This is a genomic window from Erwinia amylovora, assembly GCF_017161565.1.
Taxonomy (GTDB): domain Bacteria; phylum Pseudomonadota; class Gammaproteobacteria; order Enterobacterales; family Enterobacteriaceae; genus Erwinia; species Erwinia amylovora.
The window spans coordinates 1,790,333-1,814,614 of the sequence record NZ_CP066796.1; the positions used below are offsets into that span (position 1 = coordinate 1,790,333).

Genomic DNA, 24,282 nt, shown 5'->3' on the forward strand with positions numbered 1-24,282 from the left:
CTCATTCCTCATCAATTGATATCAGGTCAGGTGCAAACAGCGGTTCGGCCGTTTGGCACCAGTCAAGGTAACGCTGATAAAGCGGGCGGAAACGCAGGACGCGTTCCGGGTCCGGTTGCAGAGTTTGTGCCAGCGGGCTGGCCATCTGCGTCTGTGCGGCCGGAATATCCGGGTAAACCCCGGCGGCCACGGCGGCAAAAATGGCTGCACCCAGTGCACAGCACTCGTCGGAAGCGACGATATCGAGCGGGCGATCCATCACATCGCAGCACACCTGCATAATGGTCGGCGATTTACGTGCAATGCCACCCAGCGCCAGTATCCGCTGCACCGGGAGATCCTGCTGTTCGAAACACTCCATAATGGCGCGCGCGCCAAAGGCGGTGGCGGCAATAAAGCCGCCAAACAATGCCGGGGCATCGGTGCCGAGATCCACCCCGGCAATCACCCCTTTCAGACGCTGGTTAGCGAAAGGGGTGCGTCGGCCGTTAAACCAGTCAAGCACCAGCGGAAGATGGTCAAGCTGCGGACTGGCAACCCATGCGGCGGTCAGATCCTCCAACAGCGTCTGGCTGATGTGCTCAAATTGGTGGCGCAGCGCGGGCTGCCGCCGTGCCGCCTGTACCAGCGGCCAGCTCAACAGGCGGCTGAACCACGCGTACATATCGCCAAATGCCGATTGCCCGGCCTCCAGCCCGATCATTCCCGGTAGTACGCTACCGTCCACCTGACCGCAAATACCGTTGATCGCCCGGCCCGCGACCCGTTGCGCATCGGCAATCATAATGTCGCAGGTTGAGGTGCCAATCACCTTCACCAGCGTACAGGGCCTGGCGCCAGCGCCAACTGCGCCCATATGGCAGTCAAATGCGCCGCCCGAAATCACCACTTTGCCCGGCAGGCCGAGTCGCGCTGCCCATTCGGCACTCAACTGGCCGACCGGGAGATCGGCAGTCCGGGTCTCAGTAAACAGGGGATAATCGAGGTTATGCGTCAACGCGGGATCGAGGGCATTAAGGAAGCGAGCTGCCGGCAACCCTTGCCACGAAGGATGCCAGAGCGATTTATGTCCGGCAGCGCAGCGGCCACGATGCAACGCGTCGGGCGCGGTGGTGCCGCTTAATAATGCCGGAACCCAGTCACACAATTCGACCCAGGAGACCGCCGCGTCACGCACGGCGGCGTCAACGCGACTGATATGCAGGATCTTGGCCCAGAACCATTCCGACGAATAAACGCCGCCGATAAAGCGTGAATAGTCTTTAAACTCACCGCTGTGACAAAGACGCGTAATGGCTTCCGCCTCTTCAATGGCGGTGTGATCTTTCCACAGCACAAACATCGCATTGGGGTTGTCGGTAAATTCGGGGCGCAGCGCCAGTACCCGACCTTCGCGGTCGATGGGGGCGGGGGTGGAGCCGGTCGAATCAACGCCGATACCGACAACCTCAAGACGCTGCTGCGGGGTGAGTTGCGTGACAACGTCATGGATCGCCTGCTCCAGCGCGTCAATATAATCCTGTGGATGATGTCGAAACTGGTTGCGCGCCGGCACACAGTAACGGCCGGCTTGCCAGCGCGGATAGGCCACCACCTGCTTATGCAATTCGCGCCCGCTGGTGCACTCCACCGCCAGCACGCGCACCGAGTCGCTGCCGAAATCCACACCGAGGGTAATAGCGCCCTTATACATAGTGATCCTCCAGGCTTTATGCATCAGTTGCTTCTATCCTGGGGATTTGGCGAAGCGGTGGTTAGGTTGAGCAGGCTATAAATATGTATTTTTCTGTCGTCACCGCTGCTTATGTGATGGCCTTCATATGTTGCATAAAGGTTAAATTTGCTGAAGTTATGGATAAATCAGCTGTAATGTCAGGCTGTGATAGCGCTCTACCTATTTTTGCTCGCTTACGGGTAAAACTAAGCTGTAACCGTCACTGTGAGGACGTCTGTTCTCAGTTAGTATTTGTTTCAAAAGCAGTTAATGGACAGGTCGACATTTTGTTACCGATTACACCCACTGCCTGATACGGGCGCTGAAGCGGAGGGCATCATGCACAAATTGATTAAATCCCTGGCGACGATAGGTTTTGCCGCCGTTATGTCACAATTCGCTTATGCGGAAACGATGAAACTCGGTTTTCTGGTTAAACAACCGGAGGAGCCGTGGTTTCAGACCGAATGGAAATTTGCCGACAAAGCGGGTAAGGAACTGGGTTTTGAGGTGATTAAGATCGCCGTGCCTGACGGGGAAAAAACCCTGAATGCCATCGACAGCCTGGCGGCCAGCGGCGCCAGGGGTTTTGTTATCTGCACCCCGGACCCCAAACTCGGCGCGGCGATCATGGCGAAAGCGCGCAGCTATGACCTGAAGGTGATTGCCGTCGATGACCAGTTTGTTACGGCAAAAGGTCAACCAGTGGACAGCGTGCCGCTGGTGATGATGGCCGCGAGCAAAATTGGCGAACGTCAGGGCAGTGAGCTGTACCAGGAGATGCAGAAACGCCGTTGGGAGGTCAAAGAGACGGCGGTGATGGCGATCACCGCCAGCGAACTGGATACCGCGCGTCGCCGCACCGCCGGTGCGATTGCGGCGTTAAAAGCCGCCGGCTTCCCGGAAAAACAGATCTACCAGGTGCCGACTAAATCCAATGATATTCCCGGCGCATTCGATGCCGGGAACTCGTTGCTGGTGCAGCATGCCGAAGTTAAACACTGGCTGATCGTCGGCATGAATGATAACACCGTGCTGGGAGGCGTGCGCGCCAGTGAAGGGCAAGGTTTCAACGCCGCCAATGTGATCGGTATTGGCATTAACGGCGTGGATGCAGTGAGCGAACTGTCAAAAGGTAAGGCGACCGGATTCTACGGTTCGCTGCTGCCAAGCCCGGATGTGCACGGCTATCGCAGCATCAAAATGCTGCATGACTGGGTCACAAGCGGCACAGAACCGGCCAGATTTACCGAAGTCACCGACGTGGTGCTGATCACGCGTGACAACTTCAAAACCGAGCTGGCGAAAAAAGGGCTGATGTGATCAGCGCGGTATCCGTTCAGCGCAGCGGACCGGTTCTGACCAGCCGATCAGTGGGCTACGACATAACAGGAGGAATGATGACTTCGCAAGCTTCGCTCAGCTTCCACGGCATCGGTAAAACCTTTCCCGGCGTCAGGGCGTTACAGGATATCAGCTTCGAGTGCCACGCCGGAGAAGTCCACGCCCTGATGGGCGAAAACGGCGCGGGCAAATCGACCCTGCTGAAAATTCTTAGCGGCAATTATCAGCCGGACGCCGGAGAGATCCGTCTGCGCGGCCAGCCGGCGAAATTCGCCAACACAACCGATGCACTTCACGCCGGGGTGGCGATCATCTATCAGGAACTGCATCTGGTGCCGGAAATGTCGGTGGCAGAAAATATCTTTCTGGGGCAGCTACCGCAGCGCGCCGGACTGCTCAATCGGGCCAGACTGCGATCGCAAGCGGCCCGCCAGCTGAACTCACTTGGGCTGGATATCGATCCTGAGCTGCCGCTGAAATACCTCTCGCTGGGCCAGTGGCAGATGATTGAGATCGCCAAAGCGCTGGCGCGCAATGCCAGCATCATCGCTTTTGATGAGCCGACAAGTTCGTTATCGGCGCGGGAAATTGAGCAGCTGTTCCGCGTTATTCGCCAGCTGCGCGCCGATGGCAAGGTGGTGCTGTATGTGTCGCACCGGATGGCGGAGATATTCGCTCTCAGTGATGCGATTACCGTGTTTAAAGACGGTCGCTTTGTGCAAACCTTCAAAGACATGGCGAGCACCCGCCACGAACGGCTGGTGGCAGCGATGGTTGGGCGCGAAATGGGTGACATTTATGGCTACCGTCCGCGCCAGCAGGGAGAGGTGCGACTGCGGTTGGATAAGGTGCAGGCTCAAGGGGTGCGCAGCCCGATATCGCTTAGCGTGCGCGCCGGGGAGATCGTCGGTTTGTTCGGCCTGGTGGGTGCAGGGCGTAGCGAGCTGCTGAAAGGTATCTTCGCGGCGACTCGCCTTGCCGGCGGCGAGCTGCGGCTGGATGGTAAAACGCTGAATCTGCGCGAACCGGGCGATGCTATCCGTGCCGGCATTATGCTGTGCCCGGAGGATCGCAAGGCCGATGGCATCATCGCGGTGCATTCGGTGCGCGACAATATCAATATCAGCGCCAGACGTCATCACCTGACCGCCGGCTGTTTGATCGACCGCAGTTGGGAAACATCAAACGCCGAGACGCACATTCGCTCGCTGAATATCAAAACGCCGTCAGCCAGCCAGCTGATGGTGAATCTGTCCGGCGGCAATCAGCAGAAAGCGATTCTGGGCCGCTGGCTGTCGGAGCAGATGAAAGTGCTACTGCTGGACGAGCCGACGCGCGGTATTGACGTTGGGGCGAAAAACGAAATCTACCAGCTGATCTACGCGTTGGCACAGCAGGGGATTGCCATTCTGTTTGCTTCCAGCGATCTGCCGGAAGTCATGGGGTTGGCAGACCGTATTCTGGTGATGCGTGAAGGAGAAATAGCGGGAGAGCTGGACCATAACGATGCAACGGAGGCGTTGACCTTAAGTCTGGCGATGCCCAAAACCGCCACTCCGCTGGCCTGAATAGACGGGAGCAAATGATGTCTGATACTTCAACAGTTAAACCAGTGACGCTGTCACGTTTTCGCCCAGGCCGCATTTGGGATAATTTCGGTATGCTGGTGGTGTTCGCCGTGCTGTTTATCACCTGCACGCTGTTCATCCCCAACTTTGGCTCATTAATCAACATGAAAGGGCTTGGGCTGGCGATGTCGATGTCTGGCATGGTGGCCTGTGGCATGCTGTTCTGCCTCGCTTCCGGTGACTTTGACCTGTCGGTTGCCTCGGTGATTGCCTGTGCCGGGGTGGTTTGTGCGGTGGTGATTAACCTCACCGAAAGCCTGTGGATCGGGGTGGCGGCAGGATTGCTGCTTGGCGTGACCAGTGGGTTTATCAACGGCTTTGTCATTGCCAGACTGAAGATTAACGCATTGATTACCACGCTGGCCACCATGCAGATTGTGCGCGGCCTGGCCTATATCTTCGCCGACGGTAAAGCGGTGGGCATTGAAGATGAACGCTTCTTTGCCCTTGGCTATGCCAGCTGGCTGGGTGTTCCGGCACCGGTGTGGCTGACCATCATTACCCTGCTGATATTTGGTTTTCTGCTGAACAAAACCACCTTTGGCCGCAATACGCTGGCGATCGGCGGTAACGAAGAGGCGGCGCGATTGGCGGGTGTACCGGTGGCGCGCACGCGCATAATCCTGTTCATCCTTTACGGCTTAGTCTCGGCGGCGGCGGGCATCATTCTCGCTTCCCGTATGACCAGCGGTCAGCCGATGACCTCGCTAGGCTACGAGCTGATTGTGATTTCCGCTTGCGTACTGGGTGGCGTCTCGCTCAAGGGGGGATCGGAAAAATCTCCTACGTGGTGGCCGGGGTGCTGATACTTGGCACGGTTGAGAATGCCATGAATCTCCTCAATATCTCGCCTTTCTCACAGTACGTGGTACGTGGACTGATATTGTTAGCGGCAGTCATTTTTGACCGCTATAAGCAGAAAGCGAAAGCGTTCTGACGGGAGGGTGTATGTTTCATCGTCTGGCGCCGGTGGCGCAATCTAACCCGCTGTTGCCGGGTTACCTGTTCAGCGCCTGGCTGGTGGCCGGGCTGACGCCAATCGATGCGGCGGGACCGCTTGATTTTTATATCGACCGGCCACAGGGCATGCAGGGTTTTATTCTTAACCTGACGATAAAAGGCCGTGGACGGGTGGCCAACGGGCAAGAAGCCTTTGACTGTGAACCCGGCGATGTGCTGCTTTTTCAGCCTGAGACAGCGCACTACTACGGTCGCTCGCCGGACAGCGACTGCTGGTATCACCGCTGGATCTATTTTCGTCCGCGTGCGTACTGGAGCGACTGGCTGTCATGGCAGGATCAGAAACGGGGAGTCGGTCGTCTGCGCCTGTCGCCGTTATTGCACGACGAGTTTGAGCGCCTGTTCGTCACTATCGAAGAGACGCATAATGCCGGGCGGCGTTATGCCGAAGAGCTGGCGATGAACCTGCTGGAACGTCTGCTGCTACGTGCCATTCAGGAAGATCCGCGCAGTCAGCAGCAGGTGCGCGATGCCCGCGTGGTGGAAGCTTGCCAGTACGTTATGCAGCATCTGGCGGCAGAGGTGAAAATTGATCAGGTCGCCAGACACGTCTGTTTGTCACCCTCGCGGCTGGCGCACCTTTTTCGCCAGCAGATGGGGGTTAATTTGCTGCGCTGGCGTGAAGATCAGCGTGTTCAGCGTGCCAGGCTGCTGTTACAAAGCACGCGGCAGCCGATAGCCAGCGTTGGCCGCGAAGTCGGCTACGACGATCAGCTCTATTTCTCACGCGTATTCCGTAAACGGGCGGGAGTCAGCCCCAGTGATTTTCGCCGCCGCAGCATGGAGGCGGCAGATGTGCAGCCGGGCAGGGAAGCGGGAAGTTAACCCGACGTGACGTGAAACAATATTTCAGCCGTATCCCGCTTGTCCTGACACGGTCGATGGTCTTAAATCAATGAGCGACTATGTGAGGGAAAAAAATGAGTGACAAGATCCGCGTTGGCCTGGTGGGATATGGCTTCGCCAGTAAAACCTTCCATGCGCCTTTAATTGCCGGCACGTCCGGCATGGAACTGGCCGCCATCTCCAGCAGTGATGCGAACAAAGTTCACGCTGAATGGCCGTCAGTACAGGTAGTAACCGATCCGCAGACGCTGTTTAGCGATCCGTCGCTGCAACTGGTGGTGATCCCCACCCCAATGATACCCACTTCCCGCTGGCTAAAGCGGCCCTGAACGCCGGTAAACACGTGGTGGTGGATAAACCCTTTACCGTTACCCTGTCACAGGCCCATGAGCTGGAGGCGTTGGCGCACGCGAAAGGGCTGCTGCTGTCGGTCTTTCATAACCGGCGCTGGGACAGTGATTTCCTGACGCTGAAAGCGCTGCTGGCGGAAGGTGTGCTGGGTGAAGTGCGCTACTTTGCATCTCACTTCGACCGTTTCCGTCCTGGAGTTCGCCAACGCTGGCGCGAGCAGCAAGGTGCTGGCAGCGGCATCTGGTACGATCTGGGGCCGCATCTGATCGATCAGGCTTTACAGCTGTTTGGTTCGCCGGTGGCAATCAACCTTGATATTGCCAATATCCGTCCGGGAGCAGTGACCACCGATTATTTCCACGCCACGCTCATTTACCCGCAGCGCCGGGTGATCCTGCATGCCAGCATGCTGGTGGCCGCCGATTCAGCGCGTTACCAGGTGCACGGCACCCACGGCAGCTTTATTAAATATGGCCTCGACCCACAGGAGCAGAGCCTGAAATCAGGTGCGCGCCCGCCGCAGGAGGAGTGGGGTTACGATATGCGCGACGGCGTGCTGACGGTAGCGGATGGCGAAACGCAGGTGGAAAAGACCTTGCTCACCCTCCCTGGCAATTATCCTGCTTACTATGCGGGGATCCGTGATGCGGTGAACGGCACGGGTGAAAACCCGGTGAAAGTCGCAGAGGCGATTCAGGTGATGGAGATAATCGAGCTGGGCCTGCTGTCTGCCGAGAAGCGCCAGACGGTATCACTGAAATAAAACCCGCCCGTTGTGCCAGTGCTGTAGGCCATGGCATACAGCACCGGCAGCATGTGGCGTTAAGCCGCCCGGGCGCGAACCACGGCTTTTTCTGCATCGCTCAGGAAAGCAATGTTGAGACCATTCTCCTGAGCCACGCGCAGTTGCTGCGCGCTCAGACCCGCCGCGGGTGCAGCCACCTTGTATTCATGATCTATTTCGATTCCCTGTACGGCCGGGTCGTCGGTATTGATAGTAGCCAGAATACCGTGTTCGAGGAATTTTTTTAGCGGATGCTGGGCCAGCGAAGCAACGGTACTGGTTTGAATATTTGACGTCAGGCAGGATTCAATGCCGATACCCTTGTTTGCCAGGAAATCCATTAGCGCCGGATCCTGCACCGCTTTAACACCGTGGCCGATGCGCTCCGCGCCCAGTTCACGAATTGCCTGCCAGATACTCTCCGGGCCAGCGGCTTCTCCGGCGTGTACGGTAATGCGCAGCCCGGCATCGCGTGCGCGGTTAAAGTGACTGATGAACCGCTGGCCGGGAAAGCCCAGCTCATCGCCCGCCAGGTCAAGAGCAGTTATCTTGTCACGATGGGCAAGAAGGCCGTTCAGCTCTTTCAGGCAGGCTTCTTCACCGAAGGTGCGGCTCATAATGCCAATCAAACGCACGTCAATATCATGGGCGGCACAGCCGGATTCAATACCGTCGATAACCGCTTCCACCACGCCCGCCACCGGCAGTCCGTGAGTCATTGCCATATAACCCGGTGAGAAACGCAGTTCGGCATAGTGGATGCCGGCACGGGCTGCATCCTCAACGTTTTCCAGCGCCACACGACGGCAGGCATCCAGCGAACCCAGTACTTTCACTCCCCAGTCCAGCTTGTTGAGGAAACTGACCAGATCCGGCTCGGCCTCAATCACCTGTACATGCGGGCGCAGGGCAGCAAGGGTAGTGGCAGGCAGGGTGAGGTTAAACTCACGGCCGAGATCAAGAATGGTTTGCGCGCGAATATTGCCATCAAGATGGCGATGTATATCGGTAAGGGGCAGCTGGGGATCGATCATTTCGGCACTCTCGATGGTTATCAGTAAAAGTGCAGAACATTATAAAAACAGTTAGCGCAACAACGCCAGCAAATTGCGTAAAGGGCACGTTATTTGCTGTATTATCTGGCACGGGCGGCAGGAATAAAAGAGCGCCGGAAGGGCGCTCTGTGCGGAAATTACTGTGGCATGGCGGGTATGGCGTCACCCATCATATAACGCGTAAGAAACTGTTCGAGCGGCATCTTCTCACCGTTCATGGTCACCTGACCGGCAGCGTATTGCAGACTGGTAACGATATTATTGTCCTGCTGTGTGGTCACTTTAAACATCTGACCCATCGCTGCCAGACCTTTGACCTGCTGGTCAGCGAGCCGTGCGGCATCCTCCCTGGAATACCCTTCAGCCAGCGCGACATGGGTCATGGTATCGGTCGCCATGTCCATGGAAATGGCCAGTTTGGTATCCAGCGATTTCAGCACGCTGTCCAGCTGTTGAGACGGGCTTTGTGCCGTCGCCGCAGCGTTTGCCGGGTCTTTAAACTGTGCCGACAGGGTAAAAGTGCTTTCGCCTTTATCATTAGTCCAGCTAAAAGGCGCGATGGTAATGGAAGGATCGCCTTTCAACAGCAGGGGCAGATTGGCGGTCAGAATTTCGCTGGCGCGCTGCTGGTACAATTCAGGATTGGCCTGCAGCGCGGTATCGGCGCTCAAGGTTTGCAGCTGGCGGTTATAATTCTCGGAAAACGCTTTCATCGCTTTGCCGTCGAAGTCCGCCAGCTTCATTGACAGCTTGCCTTTACCGAAATTCTGCCCATCTATTTTCAGCCCGTTAAGGGTGTAATCAATCTGCCCGCTGACGCGGTTTTCTTTTGAATCGAAGGTCGATTTACCGTTCAAACCTTCCGCGGTTAATGCTTCCTTGCCGTTTACCGAAGCAATCAATTTTTGCAGCGCAACAGTCTGGTCGCCGATGCGCATCCCTTCGGGACTGAGGTGCGTATTGGCATCAAGGCGCAAACCACTGAGATCAAAGGTGACGACCGCATCCAGCTGGTTTTTACCGGTCAGCTGCACATTGCCAACGTCAGCGTTAAAGGTGATTTGATCCCCTTTATCATCCACATCAATTTTCAGCGTACCGCCATCAAACGCAAAACGTTCTCCGCTTTGCGCATTGCTGTAATCGGTCGGCAGCAGATGAATATCGGAATGCGTACTGCCGCCATAGCCAATCCGGGTTTCACCCTGCACGATCGATTTGCCTTTGGTCACTTCGAACAGCTTCTTGACCGCGTCGGTATTTAGCAGCTCGGTATGAACTGAAGCCATGCTCGGGATCAGGTTGACCTTTTTCAACTGGGCCAGTGGCAAAGGACCGTGATCGATAACCTCTTTAAATTCCACCGTCTGACCGGGTTTGAGCACGGAATTATCTTCAGTTTGCGAACTGCTTTGGAGGATGAACCGGGCACTACTGCTGAACACGCCGCGCTGATAATCCTGGTAGCTGACTTTGAGACGGCTTTCAGGGGCGACTTCCTGTATTTGCTCATTCGCCTGCTGCACCATCTGATCCATTTTCTTTTCCAGCTGCTTACCGGTAAACCAGGCACCTGCAGTCCAGACTACGCCCAGAGCGACAATCACACCCACGGCAATCTTTGTTTTTTTCATCTGTATTGTCGTCCTTATTTCAGTTGAGGTACGCCGGTTCATCCGTCTGAATCAGCAGGCAATCTTCTGGCGACGAAAGCGTCTGCGCGGCGTGTTGGTTAATATCTTATTAATATTAGCAATTCTACCTGCTGCCGTCAGCCGTAATTCAGCAAATCCTTAAAAACCTTAATAAAGACATCCTCCGGTGCGCTGCCGGCAGTCGAGCGACAATGCGGATCAAACTGGCAATATGGCGCATCAGCGCTAACAATCAGAACCTGGACAGGGCGTCCGGGATGCAATAAACGCGAATGAGTCGCATAATCTCAAACCCGGATATGTCAGACTATTGCCGCACTTTTGACCCTATAGTTTGGCAAGTACCCAATAACTCACTTAGTCATCACAAAGGAGAAAACAATGGCTGCAAATCGCGTTGAAAAAGACTCTATGGGACCGATAGAAGTCCCCGCCGATAAACTCTGGGGCGCACAAACACAGCGATCGCTGGAACACTTCCGCATCTCCTCGGAAAAAATGCCAACCGAGCTGGTATACGCGCTGGCGCTGACTAAGCGTGCAGCTGCCAAAGTCAATGGCGACCTGGGGTTGCTCCCCGCCGATCGCTGCGGGGCGATTGTTCAGGCGGCCGACGAAGTATTAGCCAATAAGCACCTTAGCGAATTTCCGCTGGCGATCTGGCAGACCGGATCCGGCACGCAAACCAATATGAATATGAACGAAGTATTGGCCAATCGTGCCAGTGAGATCCTCGGTGGCGAACGCGGTATGACTCGTCTGGTGCATCCCAACGATGACGTGAACAAAAGCCAAAGCTCCAACGATGTTTTCCCTACCGCGATGCATGTTGCGGCGGTGGTGGCACTACGCAAGCATCTTATTCCTGAGCTGCAAATGTTGCACAAAACGCTGCATAAAAAGGCGGAAGCCTTTAAAGACATTGTTAAAATTGGCCGTACCCATCTGCAGGATGCCACGCCACTGACCCTGGGGCAGGAGATATCAGGCTGGGTGGCCATGCTCAACCACAGTCTGCAGCATGTTGAGCACAGCATTCCCCATCTGGCAGAGTTAGCGCTGGGTGGCACCGCGGTAGGTACCGGTCTTAATACCCACCCGGAATATGCGGTACGTGTTGCTGACGAGCTGGCCTCTCTGACCGGACTGCCATTCATTACTGCGCCAAACAAGTTTGAAGCGCTGGCGACATGCGACGCGCTGGTTCATGCCCATGGCGCGCTGAAAGGGCTGGCGGCTTCGCTGATGAAAATCGCTAACGATGTGCGCTGGCTTTCCTCCGGCCCGCGCTGCGGCATTGGCGAACTCGCCATCCCGGAAAACGAGCCGGGCAGTTCCATCATGCCTGGCAAGGTCAACCCCACCCAGTGTGAAGCGATGACCATGTTGTGCTGCCAGGTAATGGGTAATGATGTGGCGGTGAACATGGGGGGCGCATCGGGTAATTTCGAGCTGAACGTTTTCCGCCCCATGGTTAGCCATAATTTCCTGCAATCCGTGCGCCTGCTGGCTGACGGCATGCACTGCTTCCATCACCACTGTGCGCAGGGCATTGCGCCGAATCGCGATCGTATTAGTCAGTTGCTGAATGAATCACTGATGCTGGTAACCGCGCTGAACACCCATATCGGCTACGATAAGGCGGCGGACATTGCTAAAAAGGCACATAAAGAGGGGCTGACATTAAAAGCCGCCGCGCTGCAACTTGGCTACCTGACGGAAGAGCAGTTTGATGCATGGGTGCGACCGGAAGAAATGGTTGGCAGCATGAAGCTGTAAACCTGACGTTTCAACGTGGGATAATTGGCGGACAGGCAGCCCTGAGGCAAAACTGGACGCCTTACGCAAGCCGGTCGCTGTACAGATGCAGGCGGGGAATAATCAGATGCAGAGGCTGCGCATCGGGCTTGAATCGGTGCGTTACCTTACCTGCATCATAGTGACGTAATTCCCCAGCGCTGGCACGCTGTTGGCATCCGGGCAGATCACCAGCAATGGAGAAGGGCATGCCAGCTGAACTTGTTTTTGCTGCTGTGCTTGCCAGATGCGGGCTATCGGCTGCACTTTGACCGGGCGTTTTATTTTTAACGCTGCGCCCGGAGGTAGCGACTTCAGCGTTTCTATCTCCCCGGCCACGCGTTCAGCCCACTGTTCACGCGTCCAGGGGGCAACGGCGCGCCCCGACTGCTGGCTTTTCTGCAACTTCTCCAGCATATTTTCGATGCTGACCTTTTTAATAACGTGCTTATTTGCCCAACCGAAACGTACCGAGTCCGCATCTTCAATCAGCACGATGCTCCGGTAAGCATTGAGGGTGATCAGCCCGCGCAAGTGGGCGTGGACGAATTCAAAGCGCTCCTCACTGGGCAAGCCCGATTCTATGGTAATTAACTGTTCCAGTCGTAGCTTCAGCTGATTAATGTGGCCAGTTTGCTGGCGCAGCAGGGCAGACTGCGCGTTATCGGCCTCAAGGCAGATTGCGCCCGGCAGGCGTACGGCGGCTTTGGTACTGAGCTTTTCCGACTGGTGTTGCATAAACAGACGGCCGTAATGTGAAAACGCACGCTGAAGCGCCTGCTGACCCGTTAACTGAGTAACCGCGATTTGCGTCAGCGGATCGTGCTCTTTCCCTTTCTCAATCGCGGGTAATTCAAAAACACGGGCGGCCAGCAGCCGTAAATTTAGCATCTGCTGCTGCAACTCATCCAGTTCTTGCTCCAGCTGCGCCATACAGAGGTGAAGCTGTTCGACAACATCATACCGGCTCATCAGTTCCTTATTCTTTAGTTACAACATACTAAAGAGTCTAGCACCAAAACAGGAGATGAGCATCAGCCTCTGAATAAAAAAATTCAGTCAAGGGAAGAGAGGTATTACCTGAAACGATTTCCGGTTGGGGGATTATGCCGTTTACGCCAGATGATCAACAAACGATAAATGAAGCATGATTACCGTTTGTCGTAAGAGGTAAATGTTATTAAATTTCCGCCGGGATAATTTATTAGGGAAAATACTTATGACAAAAACAGCTCTTCTTTTACTGATTTCTTTCGGTTTGGTTTCCTGCACAAAAACCAACGGCAGTGAATATCAAACGAAGATAGATCAGTTCACCTCAGAAAAAGTGAATCAAATCCTCCGCGATAAGGTCATTGCAAACGGTAGCGAAGAACACGGTGAATGGGTGGGTTCCGTATCGTCGGCCTTCCTGAATACCCCATACAAAGGCAACACCTTAATCGGATCGGCGGATATGAAAGAAGTGCTGGTGGCGGATTTCAATGGAGTCGATTGTTTCACCCTGATTGACTACGTTGAAGCACTGACACGTGCTGGTAATCAGCGAGATTTTCTTAACAACCTTGTCGCGACAAGGTATGCACAGGAACATGTTGACTATTACAGCAGGAAGCATTTTTTCACTGACTGGTTTGCAATCGCCCCGCAGAACGCTGCCGATGTCACTGGTGATATCAGTCCTGACTATGTCAGCATGTACAAGAACCTTAACGTAAAGGCTGACGGCGGCGAATATATATCCGGCCTCGGCGTCAGGCCCAGAGAAATAAATTTCATTCCCGGCGATAAAATCGATGCCGTGGTGCTGGATAATCTGAGAACTGGCGATTACGTGGGCGTCTATTCTACACAGGCGGGGCTGGATGTTTCACATACGGGAATAGTGATCAAGCGTGATGGAAATGTGTGGTTCAGAAATGCTTCTTCGCTATCGCATAACATGAAGGTAGTTGATTCGCCCTTTGTGGAATATATGTCAACAAAGCCAGGCTTCATTGTTCTACGCGCCAAATAATTGCATCGTAATCATTCCCTTATCCGCACCGCGGCATGCGGCGCGGATAAGGAAAACGAACAGGCTTAGCAACAAAACAGCGTGCAGAGAAGGCGGATTGCGAAGGTTGGCGACAGCTACGCCGGTGAAGCCCGGCGCAGGTGCAAACAACAATTACAGTTTTCTGGCGTGCAATCTTGCACCCACCCACAGCGCCAGCAGCAGCAGAACGGTAATAAAAGCGCTAATGCCGTACCAGCCAAAATAATGCCAGAACACGCCGCCTGACGTACCTGCTACGCTGGAACCAAGGTAGTAAAAAAAAAGATACAGTGAAGAAGCCTGACCGCGCGCGCGACGGGCGCGTACGCCAACCCAGCCGCTGGCGACTGAATGCGCGGCAAAGAAACCGGCGGCAAACAGCATCATGCCCAAGAAGATCGACCAGATGTTACTTGACAGAGTCATAAATAGTCCGGTCAGCATAATGGCCGTTGAGAAGATCAGCACCGGGGCACGACCATATTTTGCCGTCATCACTCCCGCTTTCGGTGAACTCCATGAACCGGTCAGGTAGACGACCGACAGCAGACCCACCACCGCCTGGTTGAGCGAAAAGGGAGCCGACAACAAACGATAGGCAATATAGTTGAACAGAGTAACAAATGACCCCATCAACAGAAATCCTTCGGCAAACAGCAAAGGCAACCCGCTATCGCGCCAGTGCAGGCGAAAATTCAGCAGCAGGTGACGAGGTTTAAGCGATGTCGGCTGGAAATTGCGCGACGGCGGCAAGATTTTCCAGAACATTATCGCTGCTGCCAGAGATAAGCAGCCTATAACCATCAATGCGATGCGCCAGCTGCTGAATTCAGTGATAACCCCGCTGATCAGGCGGCCGCTCATACCGCCTATAGAGTTACCGCCGATGTAAAGCCCCATTGAAAAGGCCAGTACGCCGGGGTGGATCTCTTCGCTAAGATAAGACATCCCCACTGCCGCCACGCCGCTTAACGCCAGGCCGGTCAGCGCACGCATCAATAAAATACCATGCCAGCTGGTCATGGCAGCGGAAAACAGGGTGCAAATGGCGGCAAGCAGCAGCGCCGTAACCATCACCGATTTGCGACCGATGGCATCGGATAATGGCCCTGTAACCAGCAGGCCAAGCGCCATCATTCCGGTGGCGATAGACAACGAAACGCTGCTGGCGGCAGGGGATACGCCGAATTCATGCGACAGAACCGGCAGAACAGGCTGTACGCAATAGAGCTGAACAAAGGTCGCCAGCCCGGCCGAGAACAGCGCCAACGTCACTCGCATAAACTGCGGCGTGCCGCGTTTGATATACACATTTTTGTTGCTTGCAGTAGTCGATACAGGGATGGACGCTGACCGTTCAGCACGATTGGGCAGCGTGACGGCCTGAGAGGAGCGGTTCACTTTGGATCCTTGAGGTTATTGAGAGTTATCAGCCTGTAAAGGGTAAGAAAGATGATTTATGATGTCTAATATATTAATAATCTGAAATGATACTTCAGAGATATGAATTAAGAGATATGAATATGGAATTGCGTCATCTGCGCTATTTTATCGCCGTAGCGGAAGAACTGCATTTTGGTCGTGCTGCACTTCGGCTTAATATCTCACAACCGCCGCTTAGTCAGCAGATCCAACTGCTTGAGCAGGAAATAGGTGCGCGATTATTCGCCCGCACCAATCGTAGCGTGCGGCTAACTGCGGCCGGTGAGCAATTTTACAAGGATGCCAGCCTCATCCTGCAGCAGGTTGGCCAGGCGGCTGACAAAGCGGCGAGACTGCATCGCGGGGATGAAGGGGAGTTGCGTATCGGATTTACCTCATCCGCTCCGCTGATTAACGCGGTGTCAAATGCCCTGTTTACCTTCCGTCAGCGTTACCCGGCGGTTCATGTCGAAATGCAGGAGATAAACACGCGTCAACAGCTGGCTCCGCTCAGTGATGGGCGACTTGATTTAGGCGTCATGCGCAACACCGTGCTGCCTGAAACTTTTCATCATCAGGTACTGCTACAGGAGCCAATGTATGCACTGGTGCACCGTGCGCACCGCCTGGCAAACCGACAGCAGATCGCGTTAAGTGAACTGACGCTGGAGCCATTCGTGTTCTTCGACCCGGGCGTAGGCACCGCCCTTTACGACGAAATCATCCGGCTGCTGCAACGGTATGATATCCAGCCTGATATTGCCCAGGAAGTGGGGGAGGCGATGACCATTATTGGTTTAGTTTCAGGCGGGCTGGGCGTTTCGATTCTCCCAGCGTCATTTCACCGGGTGCGGCTGAATGATGTTGTGTGGATCCCCCTGAAAGAGCAGGATGCGCGTTCAGAAGTTTGGCTGGTGTGGTCCAGGCAACGAGAAATGCCTGCGGTAGCTGCTGCCATGAAGGAATTATTACTGCCGTCTGGCACAAATTCGTAAAAAAGATGACCACTTCAAGTAAGTTATGTGCTGTAAATCACATTCCGATTCAGGCAGTTGACGCCATCTGCGAAGTGTTTCACCATGAACCGATAGCGATAACGTCACCGCCAATATTGGCAGATTTCAATGACCTTGCAGCAAAAGGTGATAACAAGGAGCAGATGTGATTACGGATAGCCTGCCCGGACATATTGATCATATTAAGCAAATGAATGCCGGGATCGTCTATCGGTTAATCGACCGCTATGGCCCGGTATCGCGTATTGATCTGTCCAAAAAAGCGAGTCTGTCCCCGGCCAGTATCACCAAAATCGTACGAGAGCTGCTGCAGGCCCATCTGGTGAAGGAAACCGAATTCCACGAGGCGGGAAGCCGGGGACGGCCGGCGACTGGACTGGTTCTTGACAGTCAGGCCTGGCACTTCCTTTCGGTACGAATCGGCCATGGCGAGATCGACATTGCGCTTCGCGATCTGAGCACCCAATTGGTTGCCGAACAGCAACTTCCCTTGCCGGCAGTGGCAGAAGAACCTTTGCTGGCGCGCATTCTGCAACATATTGAGCGGTTTTTCATCCTACACCAGCATCGACTCGAACGTCTTACCGCGATCGCTTTTACCCTGTCGGGCAGCATCAACAGCCGTACCGGCATTGTTCAGCACTTACCGTTCTATCAGGCAGATAACCTGCCACTGGGTCCGGAAATGGAGAAACGCAGCGGGCTTCCTGTTTTCATTCAAAATGATATCTGTGCCTGGACCAGGGCAGAATCGCTGTTTGGTGCCTCGCGCGATGCCAGCGATATCATTCAGGTAGTGATTGGTCAGAATGTCGGTGCCGCAGTGATGACGACAGGTCAGCTGCTCCACGGCGGCGGCAACACAATGGCCGAGATTGGACATATTCAGGTCGATCCTTGTGGTCAGCGCTGCTACTGCGGTAACCGGGGTTGCCTTGAGACGGTTGCGGGCATCGACAACATATTGAAGCTGGCCGCGCAGCGACTGTCGGCGTCGACGGGTTCTGTCCTGCATAATCAGCCACTGACGATCGACAATTTGTGTGATGCGGCACTGCACGGAGATCGTCTGGCCTGCGACATTATCGTCGGGGTGGGCAGCAGTCTGGGACGGATCCTGGCCATCATGGTCAATCTCTTCCATCCACAGAAAATTCTCATCGGTTCACCGCTCAACCGCGCCCGGTCGGTTCTGTTCCCGGCTATTGTTGGCTGTATTCGCCAGCAGGCCCTACCAACCCTGAGCGCTGAACTTAGCGTAGAACCCACAAGATGGGTTCAGTCCGGCACCCTGTCCGGCGCAGCGCTGGTTAAGGATGCGCTCTATAACGGGTCGCTGCTAATCAGACTGCTGCAAGGCTGACAGATGACCAAACATTGCGCTAGCGCAATCTACGGTCACCGGTAGTGTCCTACACTTTTTCCTCAAACTGAGCATCAAAACATCCATCGGCCCAAACCGGGCCTGCCGGAGTCATTTCTATGTCAACACGATTATTTGTCACTGGAACAGATACAGAAGTCGGGAAAACGGTGGTATCGCGCGCTTTATTGCAAAAGCTGGCCGCTGAAGGTCAACGCAGTGTCGGTTATAAACCGGTGGCTAAAAGCAGCAAGAATACGGCCGGGGGGCGTGTAATCAGGATGCGTTGGTGTTGCAGGCCTCTTCTTCCGTTACCTTGCCCTGGCAGGCGATAAACCCGTTAACGCGGCTGGATGACGCGTTCATCACCAGCCCGACGCCGGTCAGTTTTGAGTCATTGAGCGGTGGGCTGAAAGCGCTGGACGACCACGCCGACTGTATCATCGTTGAAGGCACGGGAGGATGGCGTAGTCTGATGAGCGATCTGCGCCCGTTATCAGATTGGGCAGTGCAGGAGCAGCTGCCGGTGGTACTGGTTGTGGGCATTAAGACAGGCTGTATCAGCCACGCTCTGTTGACCGCCCAGGCGGTGATAAATGATGGCCTGCCGCTGTTGGGCTGGGTGGCTAACCGCATTAACCCGGGCCTGGCGCACTATGCAGAAATCATTGACGTACTGCGCGGAAAAATCCCGGCACCGCTGCTGGGGGAGGTGCCTTATCTGCCGCGCCCGGAAACACGTGACCTGGCGCAATATCTTGACCTGTCACCTCTGGCATAACGGCGGCAGCCAAGGCCGAGCGCGCCGGACTTAACGGGAACTCTCCGGTTGCCTGCTGCTGCGGGCAATCAGCAACATCATATTGCGTTATGGCTTCTGTGACGTTGTCACATGCAGCTTTTCTGCTTACGGCCGGTGCGCGAGCGTTGCTCCTTATCTGCCGTTCGCCTGTCTCAATCATCCGGCTGGCTGTAATTCATACGACAAGCCCGGTGCTAAATGACTTCATTAAATAATCACGTCCAGGCTAAACTGTCGGCAACGCGCGCAAACCAGCGATAGCCCGCAATGGATTTGCGGAGAATACTTCTGTGACATTGTCACTAATACCCTTAGCACAATCTAAACATTGCTATGGACTGTTTCATGCATCCTGACGAGATGCACCGCCGGAAAGAGACAAATGTTGGAAGAGTTGGAAAATATGAATAATCAGGTCACGCATCGCCATTGGGTATTGGTCGCCTCAATGCTGGCGATGTTTATGGCCGCGATCGAAGTCACCATTGTGGCAACGGCGATGCCCACCATCATTGCGCAACTGGGTGGGTTTTCACAGTTCGGTTGGGTATTTTCCATCTACCTGTTAACTCAGACCATCAGCGTGCCAATTTATGGCAGGCTGGCTGATTTGTGGGGTAGAAAGCGGGTGTTTTTTATCGGCACCGGGTTGTTTCTTGTCGGTTCAGCGCTGTGCGGATTTGCCACTAATATGGGTTGGCTGATCCTTTTTCGCGCCATTCAGGGACTGGGCGCGGGAGCGATTATGCCGCTGACCTCAACCATCATCGCCGATGTTTACCCGCCAAAAGAGCGGGCAGGGATCCAGGGCTGGCTGTCAAGCGTCTGGGGCGTTGCGGCGATTGTCGGCCCGTTGACCGGGGCCTGGCTGGTGCAGCATTTCAACTGGGCGCTGATCTTCTGGGTCAACGTTCCGGTAGGGCTAATTTCCATGTTGCTTTTAGCGCGTTATTTTCCCGAATCAAGATCCGGCGGTACGCATCGACTTAATCTGACCGGCAGCGGATTGCTGATGCTGAGCGTCAGCGCATTACTGGTGGCGCTGCTGCAGGCGGAAACGCTTGGCGGGTTAGCGGTGGCTGGACTGCTGATGCTGGCACTGTTGACCGGCGCGGTGCTGGTTCGGCATGAACGCCAATCCGGCGCGCCGCTCTTTCCGCTGGCTATCTGGCGCAGCCGCATGCTGTTGGCCGGTAATGCGGGCAACCTGCTGATCGGCGCAGCGATGATGGGCATCAGCGCTTTTCTGCCGACCTGGATTCAGGGAATAAACGGCGGTACGCCGTTACAGGCGGGCAGCGCTCTGGCAATGATGTCAATAGGCTGGCCGTTGGCCAGTACCGTTAGCGGGCGTCTGATGCAGCGCACCTCATATCGTTTCACCGCGTTGCTTGGTTCTCTGCTGCTGGTCGTGGGCACAGGGCTGCTGTTGACCCTTCAGCGTGAAAGCCCTGTTTGGCATGCCGGCGTTTTTGCGTTTGTGATTGGTTGCGGAATGGGCATGACCAGCACGACCTTCCTGATTGCAGTGCAAAATACGGCAGATTTTGCCATTCGCGGCATCAGTACGGCATCGATAATGTTCAGCCGCATGTTGGGTTCAGCGCTTGGCACAGCGCTGATGGGAGCCGTGCTCAACTACAATCTGCTGTTACGCCTGCCGCAGTATCAGGATCCGGTACAGCAGGTGATGTCGCACAGCGAGCGGCAACAGATAGCACCCGCCAGTCTGGAGATCATACTGAATGAAATTGCGCATTCGCTGCATTGGGTTTTTGTTGTCTCGACGGTTATTGCTTTGTTGAGCCTGACGGTATCGCGGTTGATCCCGGCCCGCCAGGCAAATTAAATGCAGATAATGCGACCCGTTGCGGGGCGCCTTATCGCTAAGGCTATTGTGAGCCGTCCGGTGAATTGCCCGTGACGACTGACGCATCACCGTCAGTTTCACCGTACACGCGCTTATACACGATTTTGTGAGTATCACTTTCACAATGGCCTACGACCTGACCGCCCGCCTGATCCACCTGGTCATTCGGTACGATTTCCAGGCTAAACCCCGAAGCCGGTACGCCATTGCTGATGATTTTCTGGTTAATATCAGCTTTCACTGACTCGCACGATGCCGTTGCTGCAAGTGGACCGACAGCCAGCAGTACAGATAAAACCCCTTTCAAACCTTTCATCATCTCATCCTTTTGCATCTGACCGAGCTGTCACTATAGCAGTAAATTAAATTACGGGGTGACGGGACGGCCGGTACGACGATCGAGGCAACGCAGTGTGTTGGGCTCCCAGTACGCGTTGAGGTTCAGGCTTTTCTCGCAGCTGTCCTGGGTATCGAAAGCGCGGTCAACTTTATCAAACTGCTTCTCAACGCGGTTATTGACCTTGCCACGCAGGCGATGGGTAGCATCCCACTGTTCTTTTTGCTCGCGGGCCTGTTCTTTGCTTAACGAGTTATCACCATTTTCAATGATCAGTCGGTCGGTTTGTGCATGTGCGCCGTGCGTCACGGTAAATAGCGCGGCCAGCACCACCAGCGGTAGCGTGGCCTGAGCCAGCCGTTGTTGCATTGTCTTCATTTTTTGGTTCCCTTCTGTAGGCTGCCAGCCGTAATGACTGCGCGGATCTTGCAGGCGAGTATATCACCAGCTTCAGGGCGCTAACCAGTCAGCCAACCGCGTCGTTGAGGCTTAATCGAGATTTGAAATCAGGTTGACTGGCGTAATGACATGATTTCAGCTCATGCTGTTAATCAATTTTGTGCACGCGCAGGCCAGCCTGGCTCTGTCCGACCGGCATCATCTCGATGACATTGATATTGACGTGCTCAGGCAGAGTAGCTACCCACCAGACGGCTTCGGTAACATCTTCCGCCGTCAAAGGCTTTACGCCTTGATAGACATGGTCAGCACGCGCATCGTCGCCCTTGAAGCGAATATTGGAAAACTCGGTGCCGCCAGCCAGTCCCGGTTCGATATCGGTGACGCGCAGCGCGGTGCCGTGCAGGTCAGTACGCAGGTTAAAACTGAACTGACGGACAAATGCTTTGGTTGCGCCATAGACATTACCACCCGGATAGGGCCAGCTACCGGCGATGGAACCCATATTAATAATGTGCCCGACATTACGCGCTATCATGCCCGGCAGGATAGCGCGCGTCATATACACCAGGCCTTTATTGTTGGTGTCGATCATCTCTTCCCAGTCTTGCAGGCTGGCGTGCTGCGCGGGTTCAATCCCCAAAGCCAGTCCGGCGTTATTCACCAGTACGTCGATGTTGCGCCACTCCGCCGGCAGGCTGGTCAGAGCAGCCTCGATGCTGCTGCGATCGCGCACATCCAGCACCAGGGGGTACAGGCTGGCGCCCAGCTCCTGCTGCAGGGCGTCCAGCCGTTCCTGACGGCGACCGGTGGCAATAACCTGATGGCCCATGGCGACAAAACGGCGGGTGATACTTTGACCAAAACCGGCGGTCGCGCCGGTAACAAATACGATCATTTCAGTGCTCCTCAATGCATTTTGTGATGTGAACACCTTACCATTCGATCGGCCCGGCTGATAATAAGCGAATGATTAAGTTAAGACGAAATAACTGCACCGCCAGCGTGCGGCCGCTTTTACGATTGCGTTAACACCGTGCATAACAAAATTAAAATATGCTCCGGGGTTGAACATTACGGCGTTGCAACAGTTTATCTGGCCAGCAACCGGTTGCGCACTCAAATTCTCACCTGAGACGCTGAACGGGAAGTAACACATTTAACCTGCTGTATTTAAACAGTTCAGTGTGGAAATATCTGCTGGCATAACAATTGCAAAGTCATCCCTCATTTATCCCACTTCCCTGGCTGCCGGGGCTGTAGTAAAGGAATTGTTATGTCAGTGAGCTATACGTGCGCCATCCGTGCCAGTTTCTTTGATATCACCCATACGGTTGATAACCCGCTAAAGTTGCCTGAAGCAGCGCGCTACCTCGAAGACGGGCTGCTGCTGCTGGATGAGGGGCACATTGTCTCGCTCTCAGAATGGGATCAGGGCAGGCAGCTGTTACGGCCGGGCGAGAACATCCTCGATTTTCGCGGCCGGCTAATTGTCCCCGGCTTTATTGACTGCCATATTCACTATCCGCAAACCGAGATGATTGCTGCTTTCGGCGAGCAACTCCTGGAATGGCTTAACCGATATACCTTCCCGGTGGAGGAGAAGTACCGCTGTGCACAGCATTCGGCAAAAATGTCCGCATTCTTCCTGGAACAGCTGCTCAGCAACGGCACCACTACCGCGCTGGTATTTGGCACCGTACATCCGCAGTCGGTTGACGCACTGTTTGCTGCGGCAGCAAAACTGGAGATGCGGCTGATTGCCGGCAAGGTGATGATGGATCGCAATGCACCGGAAGAACTGACTGAAACCCCGGAGCAGAGTTACCAGCAAACGCGGGATCTGATAGAACGCTGGCATCATAAAGGGCGGCTGAACTATGCGCTGACGCCACGCTTTGCGCCAACCTCTTCGCCACAGCTGCTGGAAAAAGTGCAGCAGTTGCGCAGTGAGTACCCCGATGTCTGGCTGCATACCCATCTGAGTGAAAATCCTCAGGAGATTGAATGGGTTAAAGCGCTTTTCCCGCAGCATGACGGCTATCTGGCCGTCTACCATGATTATCAGCTCACCGGCAAACGCAGCCTGTTTGCCCATTGCCTGCATCTGCAAGACAGAGAATGGCAGTGCCTGCACGATACCGCGTCGGCGGTCGCCTTTTGCCCGACATCAAACCTGTTCCTCGGCAGCGGTTTATTTGATCTTCAGCGCTGCTGGCAGCGGGGGTAAAGCTGGGACTGGGGACTGATGTCGGTGCCGGCACCAGCTTTAGCATGTTGCAAACCATGGGGGAAGCCTACAAAGTTGGCCAGCTGCGCGGGTATAAGCTGGCCGCCTGTGAAGCTTTCTATCACGCAACGCTTGGCGGCGCGCGGGCGTTAGATCTCGACCGCTACATAGGCAATTTTACCCGTGGCAAAGAGGCGGATTTCGTGGTGTTGGATCCGCAAGTCAGCGCATTACAGCAGATGCGTTTCGCCAACAGCCGCGATATTTGGGAAAAACTGTTTGTGCTGATGACGCTGGGCGACGACCGTAACATCGCCGCTACCTGGGTGAATGGCCGCTGCGTGTGGCAGCGCGCGGCATAATCGCGTTTTCACCTCGCGGCTGCATAACCCGTATGACTAATCGTTACCCTGTCACTTATTCCAGCTCGCTAAGCATGGTCAACCGTTAAGCTTAATGCGCTACCGACAAATCTGCCGGGCGGAAAAGCAAGCTTATGGCCTCGGTGCAAGTGGTATCAGAAGACATTTACCTAACATATCAATATTGTTAATGATTTTACCCTCTTTAACACTTATGCTGAAATATTTGTAACCAGATGAAAGGAGAGC

At 54.9% G+C, this 24,282-nt stretch carries 15 protein-coding genes and 5 pseudogenes; 12 read left to right on the forward strand and 8 right to left on the reverse strand.

Going from position 1 to position 24,282, the window contains the following annotated elements:
* Nucleotide 1: 1 nt before the first annotated feature.
* The gene (locus JGC47_RS08370; RefSeq protein WP_013036027.1) at nucleotides 2-1,693 is read right to left on the reverse strand and encodes a ribulokinase; all 1,692 of its coding nucleotides are present in this window, start codon (nucleotides 1,691-1,693) and stop codon (nucleotides 2-4) included.
* Nucleotides 1,694-2,053: 360 nt separating this feature from the next.
* Here JGC47_RS08370 and JGC47_RS08375 point away from each other — a divergent pair, with 360 nt between their 5' ends.
* The 5 genes and pseudogenes from JGC47_RS08375 to JGC47_RS08395 all read left to right on the forward strand — a co-directional run bounded on the left by JGC47_RS08375 (nucleotide 2,054) and on the right by JGC47_RS08395 (nucleotide 7,666).
* Nucleotides 2,054-3,037, forward strand: coding sequence for an arabinose ABC transporter substrate-binding protein (locus JGC47_RS08375; protein ID WP_004157480.1), 984 nt, complete (start codon nucleotides 2,054-2,056; stop codon nucleotides 3,035-3,037).
* Nucleotides 3,038-3,111: 74 nt separating this feature from the next.
* Nucleotides 3,112-4,626: an L-arabinose ABC transporter ATP-binding protein AraG gene (araG, locus tag JGC47_RS08380; protein ID WP_013036028.1), complete on the forward strand. Its 1,515-nt coding sequence runs from the start codon at nucleotides 3,112-3,114 to the stop codon at nucleotides 4,624-4,626.
* Between the two features lie 17 nt (nucleotides 4,627-4,643).
* Nucleotides 4,644-5,623, forward strand: a pseudogene (araH, locus tag JGC47_RS08385) (L-arabinose ABC transporter permease AraH).
* An 11-nt stretch (nucleotides 5,624-5,634) separates the two neighbouring features.
* A complete protein-coding gene (gene araC, locus JGC47_RS08390) occupies nucleotides 5,635-6,531 on the forward strand; it encodes an arabinose operon transcriptional regulator AraC (protein ID WP_004157487.1) in 897 nt (298 codons plus the stop codon).
* Between the two features lie 95 nt (nucleotides 6,532-6,626).
* Nucleotides 6,627-7,666 (forward strand): annotated as a pseudogene (locus JGC47_RS08395) (oxidoreductase).
* Nucleotides 7,667-7,725: 59 nt separating this feature from the next.
* Here JGC47_RS08395 and add read toward each other — a convergent pair.
* Together add and JGC47_RS08405 are read right to left on the reverse strand one after the other, a co-directional pair.
* Nucleotides 7,726-8,721 carry an adenosine deaminase gene (gene add / locus JGC47_RS08400; protein WP_004157490.1) on the reverse strand — a complete coding sequence of 332 codons (996 nt, stop codon included), beginning with the start codon at nucleotides 8,719-8,721 and terminating at the stop codon, nucleotides 7,726-7,728.
* Nucleotides 8,722-8,879: 158 nt separating this feature from the next.
* Nucleotides 8,880-10,376 (reverse strand): YdgA family protein, encoded by a 1,497-nt coding sequence (locus JGC47_RS08405; RefSeq protein WP_004162286.1) that lies wholly within the window; start codon nucleotides 10,374-10,376, stop codon nucleotides 8,880-8,882.
* 402 nt (nucleotides 10,377-10,778) lie between these two features.
* Here JGC47_RS08405 and fumC point away from each other — a divergent pair, with 402 nt between their 5' ends.
* Nucleotides 10,779-12,176 carry a class II fumarate hydratase gene (gene fumC / locus JGC47_RS08410; RefSeq protein WP_004157497.1) on the forward strand — a complete coding sequence of 466 codons (1,398 nt, stop codon included), beginning with the start codon at nucleotides 10,779-10,781 and terminating at the stop codon, nucleotides 12,174-12,176.
* Nucleotides 12,177-12,237: 61 nt separating this feature from the next.
* On the opposite strand, the pseudogene tus reads toward fumC, so the two are convergent.
* Nucleotides 12,238-13,166, reverse strand: a pseudogene (tus, locus tag JGC47_RS08415) (DNA replication terminus site-binding protein).
* Between the two features lie 247 nt (nucleotides 13,167-13,413).
* On the opposite strand from tus, the gene JGC47_RS08420 reads away from it, so the two are divergent.
* Nucleotides 13,414-14,211: a DUF1460 domain-containing protein gene (locus JGC47_RS08420; RefSeq protein WP_004157499.1), complete on the forward strand. Its 798-nt coding sequence runs from the start codon at nucleotides 13,414-13,416 to the stop codon at nucleotides 14,209-14,211.
* Between the two features lie 153 nt (nucleotides 14,212-14,364).
* Here the strand turns inward: JGC47_RS08420 and JGC47_RS08425 are convergent, their stop codons facing one another.
* Nucleotides 14,365-15,633, reverse strand: coding sequence for an MFS transporter (locus JGC47_RS08425; RefSeq protein WP_004157500.1), 1,269 nt, complete (start codon nucleotides 15,631-15,633; stop codon nucleotides 14,365-14,367).
* A gap of 116 nt (nucleotides 15,634-15,749) precedes the next feature.
* Between JGC47_RS08425 and JGC47_RS08430 the strand changes: the two genes are divergently transcribed.
* The 4 genes and pseudogenes from JGC47_RS08430 (at nucleotide 15,750) to JGC47_RS08445 (ending at nucleotide 20,684) form a co-directional block, all read left to right on the forward strand.
* The gene (locus JGC47_RS08430) at nucleotides 15,750-16,649 is read left to right on the forward strand and encodes a LysR family transcriptional regulator (protein WP_013036030.1); all 900 of its coding nucleotides are present in this window, start codon (nucleotides 15,750-15,752) and stop codon (nucleotides 16,647-16,649) included.
* A gap of 166 nt (nucleotides 16,650-16,815) precedes the next feature.
* Nucleotides 16,816-18,033, forward strand: a complete 1,218-nt coding sequence (mlc, locus tag JGC47_RS08435) for a sugar metabolism global transcriptional regulator Mlc (RefSeq protein WP_004162288.1) — start codon at nucleotides 16,816-16,818, stop codon at nucleotides 18,031-18,033.
* Nucleotides 18,034-18,152: 119 nt separating this feature from the next.
* Nucleotides 18,153-18,814: pseudogene (gene bioD / locus JGC47_RS08440) on the forward strand (dethiobiotin synthase).
* A gap of 403 nt (nucleotides 18,815-19,217) precedes the next feature.
* Nucleotides 19,218-20,684 (forward strand): MDR family MFS transporter, encoded by a 1,467-nt coding sequence (locus JGC47_RS08445; protein WP_004157512.1) that lies wholly within the window; start codon nucleotides 19,218-19,220, stop codon nucleotides 20,682-20,684.
* Nucleotides 20,685-20,727: 43 nt separating this feature from the next.
* Here JGC47_RS08445 and JGC47_RS08450 read toward each other — a convergent pair whose 3' ends face one another.
* From JGC47_RS08450 to ydfG, 3 genes are all read right to left on the reverse strand, one after another.
* On the reverse strand, nucleotides 20,728-21,024 hold the full coding sequence (locus JGC47_RS08450; protein ID WP_004157513.1) for a DUF1161 domain-containing protein: 297 nt from the start codon (nucleotides 21,022-21,024) through the stop codon (nucleotides 20,728-20,730).
* A 48-nt stretch (nucleotides 21,025-21,072) separates the two neighbouring features.
* Nucleotides 21,073-21,420, reverse strand: coding sequence for a DUF1283 family protein (locus JGC47_RS08455; RefSeq protein WP_004157514.1), 348 nt, complete (start codon nucleotides 21,418-21,420; stop codon nucleotides 21,073-21,075).
* Nucleotides 21,421-21,589: 169 nt separating this feature from the next.
* On the reverse strand, nucleotides 21,590-22,339 hold the full coding sequence (gene ydfG, locus JGC47_RS08460; RefSeq protein WP_004157515.1) for a bifunctional NADP-dependent 3-hydroxy acid dehydrogenase/3-hydroxypropionate dehydrogenase YdfG: 750 nt from the start codon (nucleotides 22,337-22,339) through the stop codon (nucleotides 21,590-21,592).
* A gap of 378 nt (nucleotides 22,340-22,717) precedes the next feature.
* On the opposite strand from ydfG, the pseudogene guaD reads away from it, so the two are divergent.
* A pseudogene (guaD, locus tag JGC47_RS08465) lies at nucleotides 22,718-24,033 on the forward strand (guanine deaminase).
* Nucleotides 24,034-24,282 lie beyond the last annotated feature (249 nt).